Origin of the sequence: Duganella radicis, from assembly GCF_009720825.1 — a bacterium.
GTDB lineage: Bacteria > Pseudomonadota > Gammaproteobacteria > Burkholderiales > Burkholderiaceae_D > Rugamonas > Rugamonas radicis.
In genome coordinates, this window is sequence record NZ_WNKY01000032.1 from 17,203 (window position 1) to 33,149 (window position 15,947).

Annotated in this window: 14 protein-coding genes; 6 read left to right on the forward strand and 8 right to left on the reverse strand. The window is 64.9% G+C overall.

Translation table 11 applies throughout. The features are described from left to right. The first annotated feature begins 117 nt into the window (after positions 1–117). Positions 118–879, forward strand: coding sequence for a substrate-binding periplasmic protein (locus tag GM676_RS22390; protein WP_155466184.1), 762 nt, complete (start codon positions 118–120; stop codon positions 877–879). Here GM676_RS22390 and GM676_RS22395 read toward each other — a convergent pair whose 3' ends face one another. The 4 genes from GM676_RS22395 to GM676_RS22410 form a co-directional block, all read right to left on the reverse strand. Then, complete coding sequence (locus tag GM676_RS22395) at positions 880–1,971, reverse strand: catalase family protein (protein ID WP_155466185.1); 1,092 nt, start codon at positions 1,969–1,971, stop codon at positions 880–882. Between the two features lie 70 nt (positions 1,972–2,041). Next, positions 2,042–3,133, reverse strand: a complete 1,092-nt coding sequence (locus GM676_RS22400) for a HupE/UreJ family protein (RefSeq protein WP_170304343.1) — start codon at positions 3,131–3,133, stop codon at positions 2,042–2,044. Beyond that, positions 3,117–5,213, reverse strand: a complete 2,097-nt coding sequence (locus GM676_RS22405; protein WP_155466187.1) for a DUF3500 domain-containing protein — start codon at positions 5,211–5,213, stop codon at positions 3,117–3,119. Before GM676_RS22405 ends, GM676_RS22400 begins: the two co-directional genes overlap by 17 nt. Positions 5,214–5,308: 95 nt before the next feature. After that, complete coding sequence (locus GM676_RS22410; protein ID WP_170304344.1) at positions 5,309–5,923, reverse strand: PEP-CTERM sorting domain-containing protein; 615 nt, start codon at positions 5,921–5,923, stop codon at positions 5,309–5,311. A 148-nt stretch (positions 5,924–6,071) separates the two neighbouring features. Here GM676_RS22410 and GM676_RS22415 point away from each other — a divergent pair, with 148 nt between their 5' ends. Beyond that, positions 6,072–7,298 (forward strand): MFS transporter, encoded by a 1,227-nt coding sequence (locus GM676_RS22415; protein WP_155466189.1) that lies wholly within the window; start codon positions 6,072–6,074, stop codon positions 7,296–7,298. On the opposite strand, the gene GM676_RS22420 is transcribed toward GM676_RS22415, so the two are convergent. Further along, positions 7,273–8,889 (reverse strand): right-handed parallel beta-helix repeat-containing protein, encoded by a 1,617-nt coding sequence (locus tag GM676_RS22420; RefSeq protein WP_170304345.1) that lies wholly within the window; start codon positions 8,887–8,889, stop codon positions 7,273–7,275. The two genes, GM676_RS22415 and GM676_RS22420, sit on opposite strands and share 26 nt — an antisense overlap. Positions 8,890–9,032: 143 nt before the next feature. On the opposite strand from GM676_RS22420, the gene GM676_RS22425 reads away from it, so the two are divergent. The 4 genes from GM676_RS22425 to GM676_RS22440 all read left to right on the forward strand — a co-directional run bounded on the left by GM676_RS22425 (position 9,033) and on the right by GM676_RS22440 (position 11,442). After that, on the forward strand, positions 9,033–9,977 hold the full coding sequence (locus GM676_RS22425; RefSeq protein ID WP_155466191.1) for a dihydrodipicolinate synthase family protein: 945 nt from the start codon (positions 9,033–9,035) through the stop codon (positions 9,975–9,977). Further along, on the forward strand, positions 9,974–10,645 hold the full coding sequence (locus GM676_RS22430; protein ID WP_371866342.1) for a GntR family transcriptional regulator: 672 nt from the start codon (positions 9,974–9,976) through the stop codon (positions 10,643–10,645). The genes GM676_RS22425 and GM676_RS22430 overlap by 4 nt, the downstream gene beginning before the upstream one ends. 67 nt (positions 10,646–10,712) lie before the next feature. After that, the gene (locus tag GM676_RS22435) at positions 10,713–11,105 is read left to right on the forward strand and encodes a VOC family protein (protein WP_155466192.1); all 393 of its coding nucleotides are present in this window, start codon (positions 10,713–10,715) and stop codon (positions 11,103–11,105) included. A gap of 67 nt (positions 11,106–11,172) precedes the next feature. Continuing rightward, a complete protein-coding gene (locus GM676_RS22440; RefSeq protein ID WP_155466193.1) occupies positions 11,173–11,442 on the forward strand; it encodes a hypothetical protein in 270 nt (89 codons plus the stop codon). Positions 11,443–11,493: 51 nt separating this feature from the next. Here the strand turns inward: GM676_RS22440 and GM676_RS22445 are convergent, their stop codons facing one another. The 3 genes from GM676_RS22445 to GM676_RS22455 form a co-directional block, all read right to left on the reverse strand. Next, positions 11,494–12,267, reverse strand: a complete 774-nt coding sequence (locus tag GM676_RS22445; RefSeq protein ID WP_155466194.1) for an enoyl-CoA hydratase — start codon at positions 12,265–12,267, stop codon at positions 11,494–11,496. Positions 12,268–12,333: 66 nt separating this feature from the next. After that, the gene (locus GM676_RS22450) at positions 12,334–13,530 is read right to left on the reverse strand and encodes an acetyl-CoA C-acyltransferase (protein WP_155466195.1); all 1,197 of its coding nucleotides are present in this window, start codon (positions 13,528–13,530) and stop codon (positions 12,334–12,336) included. A gap of 11 nt (positions 13,531–13,541) precedes the next feature. Next, positions 13,542–15,944 carry a 3-hydroxyacyl-CoA dehydrogenase/enoyl-CoA hydratase family protein gene (locus tag GM676_RS22455; protein ID WP_155466196.1) on the reverse strand — a complete coding sequence of 801 codons (2,403 nt, stop codon included), beginning with the start codon at positions 15,942–15,944 and terminating at the stop codon, positions 13,542–13,544. Positions 15,945–15,947 lie beyond the last annotated feature (3 nt).

A 15,947-nucleotide genomic window follows, 5' to 3' on the forward strand; every position in this document is an offset into this window, starting at 1 on the left:
GGACAATACTAGCAACTGTACCGTACGGCGGCGCACAATAGATGGATGAGGTGCGCACTCTTGACATTCCCGTCACATCTGGCAAATTGTAGCCATCGTTCAAGAAAGGGTAGCTTCATGCAAGCGCGTCACGTGTTATCCGCCATGGCCCTGCTGGGCATGGCCGCGCAAGCGCAGGCGTGTCGGCTCAGCATGGCGCTGGAGCATTGGCCGCCCTACCTGGTCACCCAGCCCAACGCCGCGCCGACCGGGCTGGACTGGGAACTGGCGCAAGCCATCCTCAAGGAAGCCGGCTGCAAGCTCGATGTGCAGCCGGAATTGCCAACCTCGCGCCGCCAGCGCCTGTTCGAACAGGGCCAGCTGGACTTGATGCTGTCCGCCTCCAACACCGCCGACCGGCGCCGCTACGCGCGTTTCAGCATCGCTTACCGGCAGGAGACGGTGGGGGTTTTCTCGCGCAGCAATGCGCACCGGCATTACCAGCACATCACCAGCATGGATGCGCTGGTGAACAACAAGCTGGCGCTGCTGGCGCCCAAGGTCGGCTGGTACGGCGCCGCCTATGCGCGCGTGCAGCCGACGCTGAGCGCGACGGGCAAGCTCAGCACCTTCATCAATTTCCAGCAGGGCTTGCGCATGCTGGATGCGGGACGGGCCGACCTGATCCTCGGCGACAGTGGCGCGCTGCGCTACGAGGCCAGGGCGCAAGGTATCGCCATCAGCCCGGTGCCGCTGGTGGCGATGCGCGCGCCGGTGCATCTGATGCTGAACAAGGCCAACACGACGCAGGCCGATCTCGACCGCATCAATGCCGCCATCACGCGGCTGGAACAGCAAGGCGTGCTGGGCGCGATCCGCGGCCGCTACGGCGAACCGTAGTCAGTGCTCGCGCCAATGGTCGAGGTTGTGCGGCTCGGCCATTGAGGTGCCATTGCGCCCGGCGCGGAAGCGTAACGAGGCCGCATACACGGCGCGCCGTACCCGCATGATGGAGCCCAGCGGGCGATGATCGGCGATGCAATGCCAGGGGTTGAACTGCATGCCATCGTCCACCAGCACCGACAGGCCGTGGGTCCAGCCCGCTTGCGGCGGCGCGCTGATGCGGGCCACCGGTATCCATGGCGCGGTCCACTCCACCGAGGCATCTTCGATCGGCATGGTGGCGAGATCGGTGCACAGCTGCACGCGCAGCTCCCATTCGGCCTGGTGTTCGGTCATGAAGTCGACCACCGCGCCGCGCAGGCCGTTGGGCCGGTGCTCCAGCGCGACCGGCTGGCCCTTCAGCGCCGCCAGTTCCGGCGACAGCGGCGCCAGCGACAGCTTGGCCATGTAGCGGCCGTACAGGATGGGCACCACGGTGTAAAAGGTTTCGCCAAGGATGTGGGTTTCCGGATGGCCGCCCAGCCCTTTCAAGGTCGCGCTCTCGCCGCCCACCGCCTCCACCACTTTTTCCACGCCACGCAGCGCGGCCGACAACGCTTTCTTCAGGCCCGGCGCCTTGTCGGTGGTGGCCGCCAGCAGCTTGACGCTGCCGAGGAATTGCCTGGCATTGGGCGACTGGAACACGGGGCCGTTGACCATCACGAAATCCTGCGTGGCATCGCCCTCGCCATCCACCAGCCGCATGCCCGGCACGCCGATCACCTTGATCGCCATGCCGCGCGGTGTGGAGACCTTGTCGTCCAGCAGATCGCCCGGCGTGGTCGAGAGCCGCAACACCACCGGCCACGCAGCGCCGGCGTGGCTGAACATGCCTTGCGCGTACTCGGGCGGCAGGTTTTCCAGCACCCGCAACTCGCCGCGCAACAGGCCATGGCTCTTGGCGTGCACGCTGCGGTGGGCATGGCCGGTGTCGGCATCGACGGTGGTGGAAATGCGCAACATGGCCTCGGTCAGGCCGGCGACGGTGTCGGCTTCGCCCTCTTCCGGTACTTCGTAGGCGGGGTCGTAAGGCAGTGGAGGAGCGTGCATGGCGGATCCTTGTCGGGTGGATCGCGCCATCTTGCCCGCGCCCGCCGCGCGTGTCTGTGGTGTGACGCACTCACACGCGCTGCGCCATCCAGATGACCGCCATCACCGCCGACAGCAGCGCCGCCGCTTGCCGCACGCGTTGATACGCCGGCCGCCGCGCCAGCAGCATCAGCAAGGGCGCCGCCAGCAGAAGGATGGCGCCCTGCATCGCCTCGATGCCGAGATTGAACGCCAGCACGCCCGCCACCAGCCGGGCGCCGCTCAGCTGCAACTCGCGGATGGCCGCGGCAAACGCCAGTCCGTGCACCAGTCCGAAGCCGGACGCCACCCAGCCCTCGCGGCGCGGAAACAGCGGGCGCCAGGCGTGCACGGCCGAGAACAGGATCGACAGCGCAATCGCCAATTCCACCGGCGGTTCCGGCAACCTGATTGTGCCCAACGCGCCCAGCATCAGCGTCACCGAATGGCCCAGCGTGAAGGCCGTCACCACTTTCAGCAGATAGGCCAGCAGATGGCGCGTGCCGGCGTACGCCTGCCAGCGGCCGTCGCGCGCCAGCAGCGCGGCCGGCAGCAGCAGCGTCAACAGGAACAGCACGTGGTCCGTGCCTTCGGCGATGTGCGCCATGCCAAGCTTGAACAGATCGGCGCAGCCGGCCCACCAGCGAGGATCGGCGCCCCGTACCTCGATGCTGCGCTGGCCGAAGTGCAGCGTGCCCAGCAGGCGCGATGGCGCGTCGGGCGCGCTGCGCAACGCCACCACCGTCAGGTGGCTGGGCACCTGATGCGCGATGGCGTCGTCGCCGAAGGTGAAGCGGTCCAGCGGCGCGCCGGCCGGCGGGCGCAGCGTCATGCTGGCCAACAGATCGGCCGGCTGCCGCGACCACTGCCAGCGCAGCCGCTCGACCTTGACCACCCACGCCCGTCCGTCCGGCGCCACTGGACGGATGTGGGCGGCAAGGTAGGCCGCCATCTCCGCGTCGCCGGCCGGCAGGCCGCCGGGCAGCGCCAGCTGGAGCTGGTCCAGCGGCAGCACCAGCTCGGCATGGATGCCGTCCGGCCGGCTCTCCAGCAGGACTTCCGACTGCGGCGCGGGATGCGCCCCCGCCGCCATCGCCCACGCGAGCAGGCACAGCGCCAGCAGGCGCTTAGAAACTGCCGCCATAGTCATTGGTCTTGTCGCGCCAGATGGTGTGGTAGTGGATGTCGGTGCCATACACCACGCCCTGCTGCACCACGAACTCGATCCACACGCGCGGACCGTCGATACGGATGTAGGAGCGCTGCGCCTCCAGCGGCGACGAACCCGCATTCGGGTATGCGCTGAAATCGGCCTTCACGCCGTTCTGGCCGACGCCGTAGCCGACGTAGGTATTGGCCAGCGCGTCGTCCGCCAGGTAGGCCCCCAGCAGCGTGGCCGCCACGTCCGCCGCCTGCGTGTTGACCCAGGCCTCGATCGCCGCCCGCACATAAGTCTGCTGCCTGGCGCTCATGGCCGAGTATTGCAGGCCGCGTCCGCTGGTCGGATACACCAGCGACTTGAAGTTGCCGTCGCTGTTGCCGGATGCGCCCATGACCACATCGGTGAAAGTGCCGGACAGCTTGGCCGCGGCCGACGACGCGCTGTCGGCGTAAATCGATTCCGCCAGGTTGTAGACGGCGGCGCGCTGCTTCTCCATCGGCGCGTGCTGCTTGCCGGCGCTGCTGGCGTTGGCCGTGACGTTGACCGTGCCGTCCACGCCCACCGTCCAGTTAGGCGGCTCGACGCCGACAAAGTTCGGCGTGGCGCTGACCTTGCCGGTGTTGTAGGTGATGTTGTAGGCCAGGTGATGGCCGGCGATTTGCAAGATCCATGGCGAGGTGGCCGATGGCGTGCCGACAAACGCGATCGAATACAGATCGCTACCGTAGTCGAGCGCAAGGCCGCCAGTGCCGCCGGTGCCGCCGCCCGGCGCGGTGCCGGTTCCCGTGCCATCGGTCGGCGGCGTGAAGGTGCCGTCGGTTGGTGGCGTACCGGTGCCGTCGGCCGGCGGCGTGCCCCCGCCGCCGGGCATGGTGCCGCCGCCCGTGCCGCCGCCAGACGCCATGCCACCGGCCAGCACCTGATCGGCCGCGCGCAGCTCGTTCAGCAGCGTGATGCCGTTGGCGCTCAGCGCCTTGGCGATCACCCCATTGGCGGCCGCCAGTTGCGCCGCGCTCATCGTGGTCGTATTCAGGCGCAAGCCGTGGCGCGCGCCCGGCAGATTGGTCCACTGATTCGCATTGGCCAGCGCGTAATCGAACAGCACCGTGGTCGACGAGGTCGCCGAGGTCGCGACCGTTTTCTGGTCGGTCGACAGCGTGGCGAGGAAAGCATTGGCCGCATTCACCACCGCCGCCGTGTTGGCGCCTTCGCTCAGCACATTCACCTTCAGGGCCACGGTGGCGCTGGTGGCCGTGCCGGCCGTATTGGTCACCACCACCTTGTAATTGCCGGCGCTGTTGGCGTTGGCGGTATGGATCCTGTAGATCCGCTCGGTCGCACCGGCAATCGGCACATCGTTGCGATACCACTGATAGGCCAGGCTGACGCCATTCACCGCCACCCACAAGGTCGCGCCGGTGCCGGCATTGACCGTCTGCGCCACCGGCTGCACATTGATGGCGGGCGCCGTCACCGACGACGACACCACAATCTCCGCCGCCGAACTGGTGGTCGCGCCGGTGGTATTGGTGATCACCACCGTGTAGCTGCCCGCCGCCGAGGCCGCGTAAGTCGGACGCGTGGCGCCATCGATGGCCGTGCCGTCCTTGTACCACTGATAACCCATCTCCAGCCCATCGGCGGTGACCGACAAGGTCTGGCTGGTGCCGGTGAGGATGGTGGCGCCGGACGGCTGCACGGTAATCACCGGCGCGCTGCTGACCGTGATCACCGCATTGGCGCTGGTCACCGAGCCGGCCGACGACGTCACCACCACATAGTAGGTGCCGGCTTCGGTGGCGGTGTAGGTGGCGGCGGTGGCGCCGCTGATGGCGGTCCCGGCCAGATACCACTGATAGCTCAGGCCGCTGCCCTCGGCCACCACCGACAGCACGCTGTTGGAACCGGACACAATGGTGGCCGCAGCCGGCTGCAAGGAAATCGACGGCCCGCCGCTGCCGGCGGCCGTCGAGGTGGAAGAATCCGAGCTGCCGCTACAGCCGGACAGCAGCAGCGACAGAGAAGTGGCGTAGACGGCCAGCGTCCGGCTAGAAATAGGCATGTTTGCTTTCTCCGAAATTTAAAGAAAGCAAACTCTAGCCAAGCATCACGCCTTTTTCCGGACCATTATTGCCGTTTTGCCCAGTTTTACGCTGTTTAACAGCCCGCGTTGCCCTTGCGCGACTGGCGGCGCGCGACCAATGCCAGCAAGCCCAGGCCGGCGCCCAGCATGCCATAGGTGGCCGGTTCCGGCACCGCCACCACGTTGCCGATCGCCTGGAATTCCGACACCGAGAACTGCGCGTCGCCGGCGCCGGCCGCGCCACTGATGCGGAAAGCCGTGGTCAACACTGGCGAGCCCAGCGTGGCGCTGCCGTTATCCAGGCCCCAGCTGCGGTGCGGGCTCAGGGTGGCGGCGGTCTGCCAGAGGTTGCTGCTGTCGAGGTATTCCACCAGATAATTGTTGTCGTTGTCGGCCTGGATGAGCAACTGGCTGACCAGCGACTTCTGGTTCAGCGTCACCGTGATGGCATCGACGCCGACCGCTCCGCTCCAGAACACCGAGCCGGTATTCCACTGCGTGCCGACGGCGAGGAACACGCCATCCGTCACCGTGGCCGGGGCAGCCAGGACGCCGCCGCCCCAGCCGGCGCTGTCACCCCAGCCGGCGGTAGCGGACAGGGTCACCGCGCCATTCAGCGCCACATTCGTGTCTGCCAGCGCGCCGCCAGCGAGACCGGTGAAGGCCAATGCAAGTGCAAGTTTCTTCATTACCATCCCCCTTTTAATATAAAAATTATAATGTTCAACCAGTTTAACTCAGCAGTATGAGAGGCAGCGCACGATTGTGGGTGCGCTGCAACATCACGCCAAACATGCTAAGGTGGACCCTTTTTGCCCGCAGTTTTGCGTCATTTTCATGCAGCACGAACCGATTTCCGACACTCCCCTCATCAGCGCGCCGCACGGCGCCGGACTGGCCAGCCTGGCCCTGGCCCTCGGCGGCCTGGCCATCGGCACCGGCGAATTCGCCTCGATGAGCATCCTGCCCGTGGTGGCCAACGACTTGCATGCCAGCCTGCCCGACATGGGCCACATGATCAGCGCCTACGCGCTGGGCGTGGTGTTCGGTGCGCCGCTGATTACCATCTTCCTGGCGCGCATGCCGCGCAAAACCATGCTGGTGATGCTGATGTCGCTGTACGCGATGGGCAACCTGCTAAGCGCGGCCGCGCCCGGCTACGGCGCGCTGATCCTGGCGCGCTTCATCGCCGGCATTCCGCACGGCGCCTACTTTGGCGTGGCGGCGCTGGTGGCGGCCGCCATGACGGTGCCGGAGAAACGTGCGCAGGCGGTCTCGCGCGTGCTGCTGGGGCTGACCATCGCCAACGTGTTTGGCGTGCCGCTGGCGACGTGGCTGAGCCAGGGCTTCGGCTGGCGCTCGACCTTTCTGGTGGTCGGCCTGCTGGGCCTGACCACCGCCGTGATGGTGAGCCGCTACGTGCCCTTCATCGCCGCCGGCAACGCCAGCCCGCGCCGCGAACTGGGCGTGTTCCGCCGCTTGCAAGTGTGGGTGACGCTGCTGATGGTATCGGTGGGCTTTGGCGGCCTGTTCGCGGTCTACACCTACATTACCCCGACCTTGCTGGAAGTGACCAGGGTGGCGCCGGCGATGGTGGCCGTGCTGCTGGCCACGATGGGCGTGGGCATGACGGTGGGCAATCTGGTGGGCGGCTGGTTTGCCGACCGTTCGCGCCTGTGGACCATCTTCGGCGCGCTGGTGTGGAACGCGGCGGCGCTGTCGGCCTTCTATTACACCAGCGCCAACCTGTGGACGGTGGCGCTGAACCTGTTCGCGATTGGCTGCGGCATCGCCGTCTGCCCGGCCGTGCAAACGCGCCTGATGGACGTGGCGGGCGATGCGCAGACAGTGGCGGCGGCGCTCAACCACTCCGCCTTCAACTGCGCCAACGCCGCCGGCGCCTGGTGCGGTGGCCTGGCCATCGCCCACGGCATGAGCCTGCAATCGACCGGCCCGGTCGGCGCCCTGCTGGCCCTGGGCGGCATCGTGGTGCTGGGCATTTCGGTGCTGCTGGAGCAGCGTCCAGTTGCCCGCACGCTTACCGCCGGTAGCCTCGCTCCTTGAATGAGGTAGCCGCGAACCAGTTGCGCAGCGCGGCTTCCGGATCGAAGCCGGCCGCCGGTGCGACGGTGTTGACGGCCTCGCCTTCGAAGAATTGGGCGGACTGGATGTTCGCGTAGCCGTAGAAGCGGTTGCCGCCCCAGCGGATGTCGTCGTGGCGCAGCGCCGGCTTCATCGCGCGCCACAGCGTGCCGGCGTTGGCGCCGTGGTAGAACACGTTGTCGCGGATGTCGCCGGCGTTTTTGCTGCCCATGCCGGTGTTCTCGGCGGCCGGCGATACCAGCCCCGGCCGCGTGTTGAGCAGCAAGTTGCCACGCACCAGCGCGCTCTGCGAGCCGGCAAACACGATCACGCGCCGGCCATCGTTGATGCTGAGGTTGTTCTCCACCAGCGTGCCGGACGATTGCGCCGGATTCCCCAGGCCGTCATCGCCGCAACCGCAGAACAGCATGAAGCCGCCTTCGTTGTCGTGGCTGTAGTTGTTCACGACTTGCGTGTCGCGCGTGCCGAGGTCGGCATCGAAGGCCATGCCGTCGCCCGGCTCCCATGGCTGCTGGTAGCGCACATGGTGGATCTCGTTGTACTGGAAACGGGCGCCGTCGGTGTTGATGGCCCAGGCGCCGGCGCTGTTGCCCGCTGCGCGCAGCCAGATGTCGTGCATCAGGTTGGCCTCCACCAGCGGACGCGTGGCGCTGCGCACCACAATGCCGTCGCCACCGATGTCGTGGATATGGTTGTTGCGGAACACGATGTTGGTGGACGGCGTGTAATCGTCCGCCGCCGCCGCGCTCAGCGCGACGCGCTTGTCCTTGTAAGGCAGATAGTCACCGCAGGGCGCGCCGCCAACGCGGCACATCCACGCCGAGCGGGTCGACAGGCCGATGGCGTCGACATGGAAGATCTCGCTGTCCTCCACCAGCACATCATCAAAGCGCGTCTTGCGCTGATTGACCCCGTGGCGCGTGATGTTGAACAGGATGCCGCCGGTCTCCTTGTAGACATGCTCGCTGCCCGGCGCATCCTTCAGATAGCCACGCACATGATGCACATACACATCGCGCACGCGGTAGTGGCTGCCGACGCCAAAATCCTCCAGCTGCACCAGCAGACCGACGCGCGCGCCTTCGCTCAGGCCATCGTTGGTCAGCTCCAGCCCTTCAATTTCCCAATGCTGAAGGTTATGCAGATGAATCGCCGCCCGCGCAACCACGCCGTCATCGCGACGGCACAGGGAGCGATAGGGACTGATGCCGCTGGCCGTGCGCGCCTGCAAGGTCAACGCCTGATCCGGATCGGCCACCGCCTCGCGGCAGCCGGCGGCGATCACCGCCCTGCCCACCGCCGGGTCACCATAGCTGCCGACCACCACCGGCCGGCCCGGCACACCGGAACTGCCGGCACGCGGCACGAAGCTGCCATGGCAAGTCACGCCGCGCTTGAATAAGATCCGCGTGCCCGGCGCAAACCGCATGGCGTTCAACTCCGTCAGGCTACCGACCACCGGCGCGGGACTCGCGCCCGAACAATCGACCCGCACCTCATCGGCACGGGCCGCACCGGCGCCCAGCGCGGCCATCAGGACTACCCAGCTCATTTTGATCATGGCATCAGTTCATTTCAGACAATGAGTTAACGATACCACACATTCTTGCGTGCACATTGAAATTTTCAGATTGTATAAAATATCCAAAATCGGTATGATCCTCACACCCTCTAACGCAGCCCGAAGGAACCACCATGAGCGACAATATTTTCACCGGCACCATCCCGGCCCTGATGACCCCATGCAAAGCAGACCGCACGCCCGACTTCGACGCACTGGTCAAAAAAGGCCGTGAACTGATCGCCGCCGGCATGAGCGCGGTGGTGTACTGCGGCTCCATGGGCGACTGGCCGCTGCTGACCGAGGCGCAGCGCCAGGAAGGCGTGGCGCGCCTGGTGGCGGCCGGCGTGCCGACCATCGTCGGCACCGGCGCGGTGAACTCGAAAGAAGCCGTCTCCCACGCCGCGCACGCCGCCAAAGTCGGCGCACATGGCCTGATGGTGATTCCACGCCTGCTGTCGCGCGGCTCGTCGCCGGCGGCGCAGAAAGCCCACTTCTCCGCCATCCTGGCAGCCGCGCCCCAGCTGCCGGCCGTGATCTACAACAGCCCGTACTATGGCTTCGCCACCCGCGCCGACCTGTTCTTCGAATTGCGCGCCAGGCACCCTAACCTGATCGGCTTCAAGGAATTCGGCGGCGCCGCCGACCTGCGCTACGCGGCCGAACACATCACCAGCCAGGACGACGACGTCACCCTGATGGTGGGCGTGGATACGCAGGTGTTCCACGGCTTCGTCAACTGCGGCGCGACCGGCGCCATCACCGGCATCGGCAATGCCCTGCCGCGTGAAGTGCTGCATCTGGTCGCGCTGTCGCGCAAAGCCGCCGCCGGCGATGCGGTGGCGCGCCGCCAGGCACGCGAGCTGGAAGCGGCGCTGCTGGTGCTGTCCTCGTTCGACGAAGGCGCCGATCTGGTGCTGTTCTACAAATACCTGATGGTGCTGAACGGCGACACCGAGTACACCCTGCACTTCAACGAAACCGACGCCCTGAGCGCCAGCCAGCGCCGCTACGCCGAAACGCAGTACGCACTGTTCCGCGGCTGGTACGCGCAGTGGTCGAAAGAAGTGGCCGCGTGAAAGGCTTTGCGGTAACCACCGTTGCCGAGCAGGCGGCGGACGCGCTGCGCCGCAAGATCATGTCGGGCGAGCTGCCGGAAGGCGTCTCGCTGCGCCAGGATGCGCTCGCGGCCGAGTTCGGCATCAGCCGGATACCGGTGCGCGAGGCGCTGGTGCAGCTGGAGGGCGAAGGCCTGGTCAAGATCGTGCCGCACAAGGGCGCGGTGGTGTCCGGCTTGTCGATTGATGAAATCAACGAGCTGTTCATGCTGCGCAGCTTGCTGGAGCCGGTGCTGCTGAAGAAATCCGCGCCGAGGCTGACGGCGGAGGACTACGCCGAGCTGGACGCCATTCTGGCCGAATACAAGGTGGAACTGCACGCCCAGCACACCACCCGCTGGGGCGAGCTCAACACGCGCCTGCATGACGTGCTGCTGTCGCGTGCCGGACAGCCGCGCACCGCGGCCATCGTCGCCACGCTGTTGCAGCAAACCGACCGCTACACCCGCATGCAGTTATCGCTGAGCGCGGACAGCATCCGCCAGGCCCAGCAGGAGCACGAAGAACTGGTGCGACTGTGCCGGGATGGCGACGTGCGCGGCGCCGCCGCATTGTTGAAGCGTCACATCGAACACGCCAGCAAGGACCTGGAACAATTTATTATGTCGCAGCGGCGGGCGTCGAAATAATTGTCGATTTCAGGCGCCGCCGTTCGTCGTGGAAGGGTAATACCCAACTTTTCAACGTGGAGGCGTCATGAACAAAGAAATCATCTTCAACCTGCCGGTCAAGGATCTGGACAAATCCAAGGCCTTCTTCGCCGCGCTGGGCTTCACCTTCAACCCGAAATACAGCAATGAGAAAGCCGCCTTCATGGAGGTGGTGGAAGGCAGCATCCGCGCCATGCTGATGACGGAAGACTTCTTCCACTCCCTCATCAACAAGCCGGTGGCGAACGCCATGGAAGCGAACGAAGTCATCATCTGCCTGAGCTGCGAAAGCCGCGAAGAACTCGACAGCCTGATCGCCAAAGCCACCGCCGCCGGCGCCCGCATCCCCCACCCACCAGAAGACCATGGTTTCATGTACGACCAAGGCTTCGAAGACCTGGATGGTCATTTGTGGAATCTGGTTTGGATAGCGCCGTAAGTAATGTTATTGAGGCAGCTCAAAGTGCTTCGCTTGCAATCCCAAGGGAAAAGCACATACTGTTCCAATGAGCTCACTCGACACCCTCGGTTATTGCAAACGTCTCGAAGCGGTCGGCGTACCGCGAGCGCAGGCAGAAGTGCACGCGCAAGTATTGGCTGAAGTGATGAGCCAGGTCGCGACCAAGGACGACTTGAAAGAATTAAAAGCGTGGGTGGAGTTGTATGTTAAGGAGCAGATCCAAGGACTCAAGGCGGACATACTGAAATGGCTTGTCACTATCTCTATCGCACAGATCAGCCTGATGATCGCCGCGATGCGTTATTTTGCTCATTAACGCAAGGGCCATTCACATCGAATGGCCCCTCATCATTACATCAAACTCCCCTTAGGAAAACTGCTTGAAGTCCGGCTTGCGCTTCTGGAAGAAGGCCATGAAGGCTTCGCGGGCTTCGGGGGCGGACAGCATTTTGCCGAAGTGGATGTTTTCGGCGGCGATGGCTTCGCTCGCCGGGGCTTTGCGCGCGGCTTTCATCAACTCTTTCGTGACGCGGATCGAGCTCGCTGGCAGCGCCACCAGTTTGGCGGCTTGGCCTTCGGCGAAGGCGCGCAGTTCGTCCACCGGCAGCACTTTCGAGATCAGGCCCATTTCCAGCGCTTCCTGCGCGCCAAACGCCTCGCCCAGCATCAGTTTTTCGGCGGCGCGCGGGTAGCCGGCGATTTGGGTCAGCAGCAGGCTGGAACCGAATTCAGGGCACAGGCCCAGCTGTACGAACGGCATCGAGAACTTGGCGTTGTCGGCCGCGTACACCAGGTCGCAGTGCATCAGCAGCGTGGTGCCGATGCCGACCGCGTTGCCCGATACCGCCGCCACCACCGGCTTGGTCGAGCCGCTCAGCGCCATCATGAATTTGTACACGGAGCGGTCTTCGATCGCGCCGCTGGTCGGGGCGTTTTTCATGAAGTCTTCGAGGTCGTTGCCGGCGGTGAAAATCTCCGGTTTGCCGACGATCAGGATGGCGCGCACTTCCGCGTTGCCTTCGGCCTCGGTCAGGGCGTCGGCCATGGTCTGGTACATCGCGGCGGTAATCGCGTTCTTGCGCTCGGGACGGTTGAATTCCAGGGTCAGGATGCCGTCATTAATGCTGCTCAAAATTTCCATGTGTGTCTCCAAAATGAAAGGGCGCTGGGATACACCTCAGCGCCCTTTTTTACCGCGATGTCGTGATTACACGCGCTCGATGATGCCGGCCGCGCCCATGCCCGCGCCTACGCACATGGTGACCATGCCGTATTTCAGGTTGTTGCGACGCAGTGCGTGCACCACGGTCGCCGCGCGGATGGCGCCGGTCGCGCCCAGCGGGTGGCCCAGGGCGATCGCGCCGCCCATCGGGTTGACCTTGGCGGTGTCCAGACCCAGATCGCGGATCACGGCCAGCGCCTGTGCCGCGAAGGCTTCGTTCAGCTCGATCCAGTCCAGCTGATCCTGGGTGATGCCGGCGGCTTTGCACGCCTCTGGAATCGCGAACTTGGGACCGATGCCCATGATCTCCGGCGGCACGCCCTTGACGGCGAACGACGAGAACTTGGCCAGCGGGGTCAGGTTGTGTTCTTTCAGGATCTTCTCCGACACCACCAGCAGCGCGCCGGCACCGTCCGACATCTGCGAGCTGTTACCCGCGGTGACCGAACCTTTGGCGGCGAACACGGGTTTCAGCTTGCCCAGGGTCTCGATGCTGGTTTCCGGACGCGCGCCTTCGTCGGTGTCGACGGTGCGGGTTTTCACTTTGATTTCGCCGGTCGACAGGTCTGGCGTGCGGGTGACGATTTCCACCGGCGTGGTCTCGTCCTTGAAGAAGCCGGCCTGCTGCGCGGCGATGGCGCGGCGGTGCGACTCCACCGAGAACGCGTCCTGGTCTTCACGCGACACTTTCCACTGCTCCGCCACTTTCTCGGCGGTCAGGCCCATGCCGTAGGCCATGCCGACGTTTTCGTCGGTGAACATGTTCAGGTTCATCGATGGGTGATGGCCCATCATCGGCACCATCGACATCGACTCCACGCCGCCAGCCAGCATCACGTCGGCTTCGCCCACGCGGATGCGGTCCGCCGCCATGGCCAGGGCGGTGATGCCCGAAGCGCAGTAGCGGTTGATGGTCACGCCGCCCACGGTGCGTGGCAGGCCTGCCAGCAGCACCGATTGACGGGCGATGTTGAAGCCCTGCTCAGCTTCCGGGAACGAGCAGCCGATGATGGCGTCGGTGATCAGCGCCGGGTCCAGGCCGGGCGCTTGCGCCAGTGCCGACTGGATCACCTTGACCAGCAGGTCGTCCGGGCGGGTTTTGTTGAACATGCCGCGCGGCGCTTTGCCGATAGGAGTACGGGTAGCGGCGACGATGTATGCGTCTTGAACTTGTTTGCTCATTGTCTTATTCCTTAGTTGCGGACTGGCTTACCGGTTTGCAGCATGCCCATGATGCGCTCTTGGGTTTTCGGATGGTTCAGCAGCTCCAGGAACGCTTTACGCTCCATGTCCAGCAGCCACTGCTCGCTCACGAAGGAACCCTGATCGATGTCGCCACCGCTCACGATTTCGGCAATCATGTCGCCCAGTTTGAAGTCGTGCGCCGAGATGAAGCCGCCGTCGCGCATGTTGACCAGTTGGGCCTTGATGGTGCCCCAGCCGTAGCGGCCGGTCACCTGGATCGGCGCCTTCAGCGGCGCGCGGTAGCCCTTGTCGAACATGGCGCGCGCTTCGGTTTTCGCCACGTGCAGCAGTTCGTACGGGTTGAACACGATCACGTCGTCTTCTTTCAGGTAGCCCATCGCTTGCGCTTCCAGCGCCGATTTCGACACGTTCGCGGTGGCCGCGTTGGTGAAGCCGGTTTTCAGGAATTGCAGGATGTCGGTGCCCTTGGCTTCCTTGTAAGCGCGCTGCGCCGCTTCTTTCAGGCCGCCGCCGGCCGGAATCAGGCCCACGCCCACTTCCACCAGACCGATGTACGATTCGATCGAGGCCACGCGCTTCGACGCGTGCAGGGCCATTTCGCAGCCGCCGCCCAGCGCCAGGCCAGCCACCGCGGCCACCACCGGCACGTTCGAATATTTCATCGCCATGAAGGTGTCTTGCAGTTCGCGGATGATCGGGTCCACCGCTTTGGCGCCGCCGGTCATGAAGGCCGGCAGTGCCGATTGCAGGTCGGCGCCGGCCGAGAAGGCGCCGCCGTCGGCCGCGTCCGCGCTCCAGATCACCAGACCCTTGAAGTTCTTCTCCGCTTCGGCCAGTGCTTTACGGAAGCCGGCGATCACGCCCGGGCTGATCACGTGCATCTTGGTCTTGAGCGAAATCACCAGCACCTCGTCGCCGGAGTGCCAGATGCGCACATCGTCGTCTTCGTGCACGGTGGTGCCGGCTTTGCGGCCATCCAGTTCGCCCGAGCCCAGTACTGGCGCGCGGAATTCCTGACGCTTGTACACGGCCAGTTCCGAACGTGGCACGAACGATTTCGATACGGCCGACCACGAACCTTCCGGGGTGTGGACGCCGCCTTTTTCAGCCACAGGGCCTTCGAATACCCATGCTGGCAACGGTGCGTTGCACAGCGCGTGGCCGGCGTCGATGTCTTCCTTGACCCACTGGGCCACCTGAGTCCAGCCGGAGGCCTGCCAGGTTTCGAACGGACCGACGTTCCAGCCGAAGCCCCAGCGCATGGCGAAGTCGATGTCGCGCGCGTTGTCGGCGATGCTTTCCAGATGCACGGCGATGTAGTGGAAGGCGTCGCGGAAGATCGCCCACAGGAACTGCGCTTGCGGGTTGGTCGATTCGCGCATCGCCTTCATCTTCTTGACCGGATCCTTTTCTTTCAGGATGCGGGCCACGATGTCGGCCGCCTTGGCGCCGCCCGGTACGTATTCACCGGTCGCGAAGTCCAGGCGTTGAATCTCCTTGCCTACTTTTTTGTAGAAGCCGGCGCCGGTCTTCTGGCCCAGCGCGCCTTTTTCTACCAGCTTGGCCAGCACGGCTGGCGTTTTGTAGACGGCGGCGAACGGATCGTTCGGCAGGTAGTCCTGCATGGTCTTGATGACGTGCCCCATGGTGTCCAGGCCGACCACGTCGGCGGTACGGAAGGTGCCCGACTTGGCGCGGCCCAGCTTGGCGCCGGTCAGATCGTCGACCACGTCCACCGACAGGCCGAATTTCTCGGCTTCGTGCACGATGGCCAGGATGCCGAACACGCCCACGCGGTTGGCGATGAAGTTAGGCGTATCCTTGGCGCGGACCACGCCCTTGCCCAGGGTCGAGGTCAGGAAGCCTTCCAGCTGGTCGGCGATCTCTGGCTTGGTGTCCGGGGTCGGGATGATTTCAACCAGATGCATGTAGCGCGGCGGGTTGAAGAAGTGCACGCCGCAGAAGCGCGCCTTCAGGTCCGCGTCGAAGCCTTCGGCCAGCTTGCCGATCGACAGGCCCGAGGTGTTCGAGGCGAAGATGGCGTTAGCCGCAATGTGCGGCGCGACTTTCTTGTACAGGTCGTGCTTCCAGTCCAGGCGCTCGGCGATGGCTTCGATGATCAGGTCGCACTCGGCCAGTTTGGCCAGGTCGTCTTCGTAGTTGGCGACTTCGATCAGCGCCGCGTGTTCCTTGTTGCCCAGCGGCGCAGGCGACAGTTTTTTCAGGTTCTCGATGGCCTTCAGAACGATGCCGTTCTTGGGCGTGCCCTCTTTTCCAGGCAGGTCGAACAGCACCACAGGCACTTTGGCGTTGACGCAGTGAGCGGCAATCTGCGCGCCCATCACGCCGGCGCCCAGCACGGCTACTTTTTTAACGATGAAATTGGTCATGTC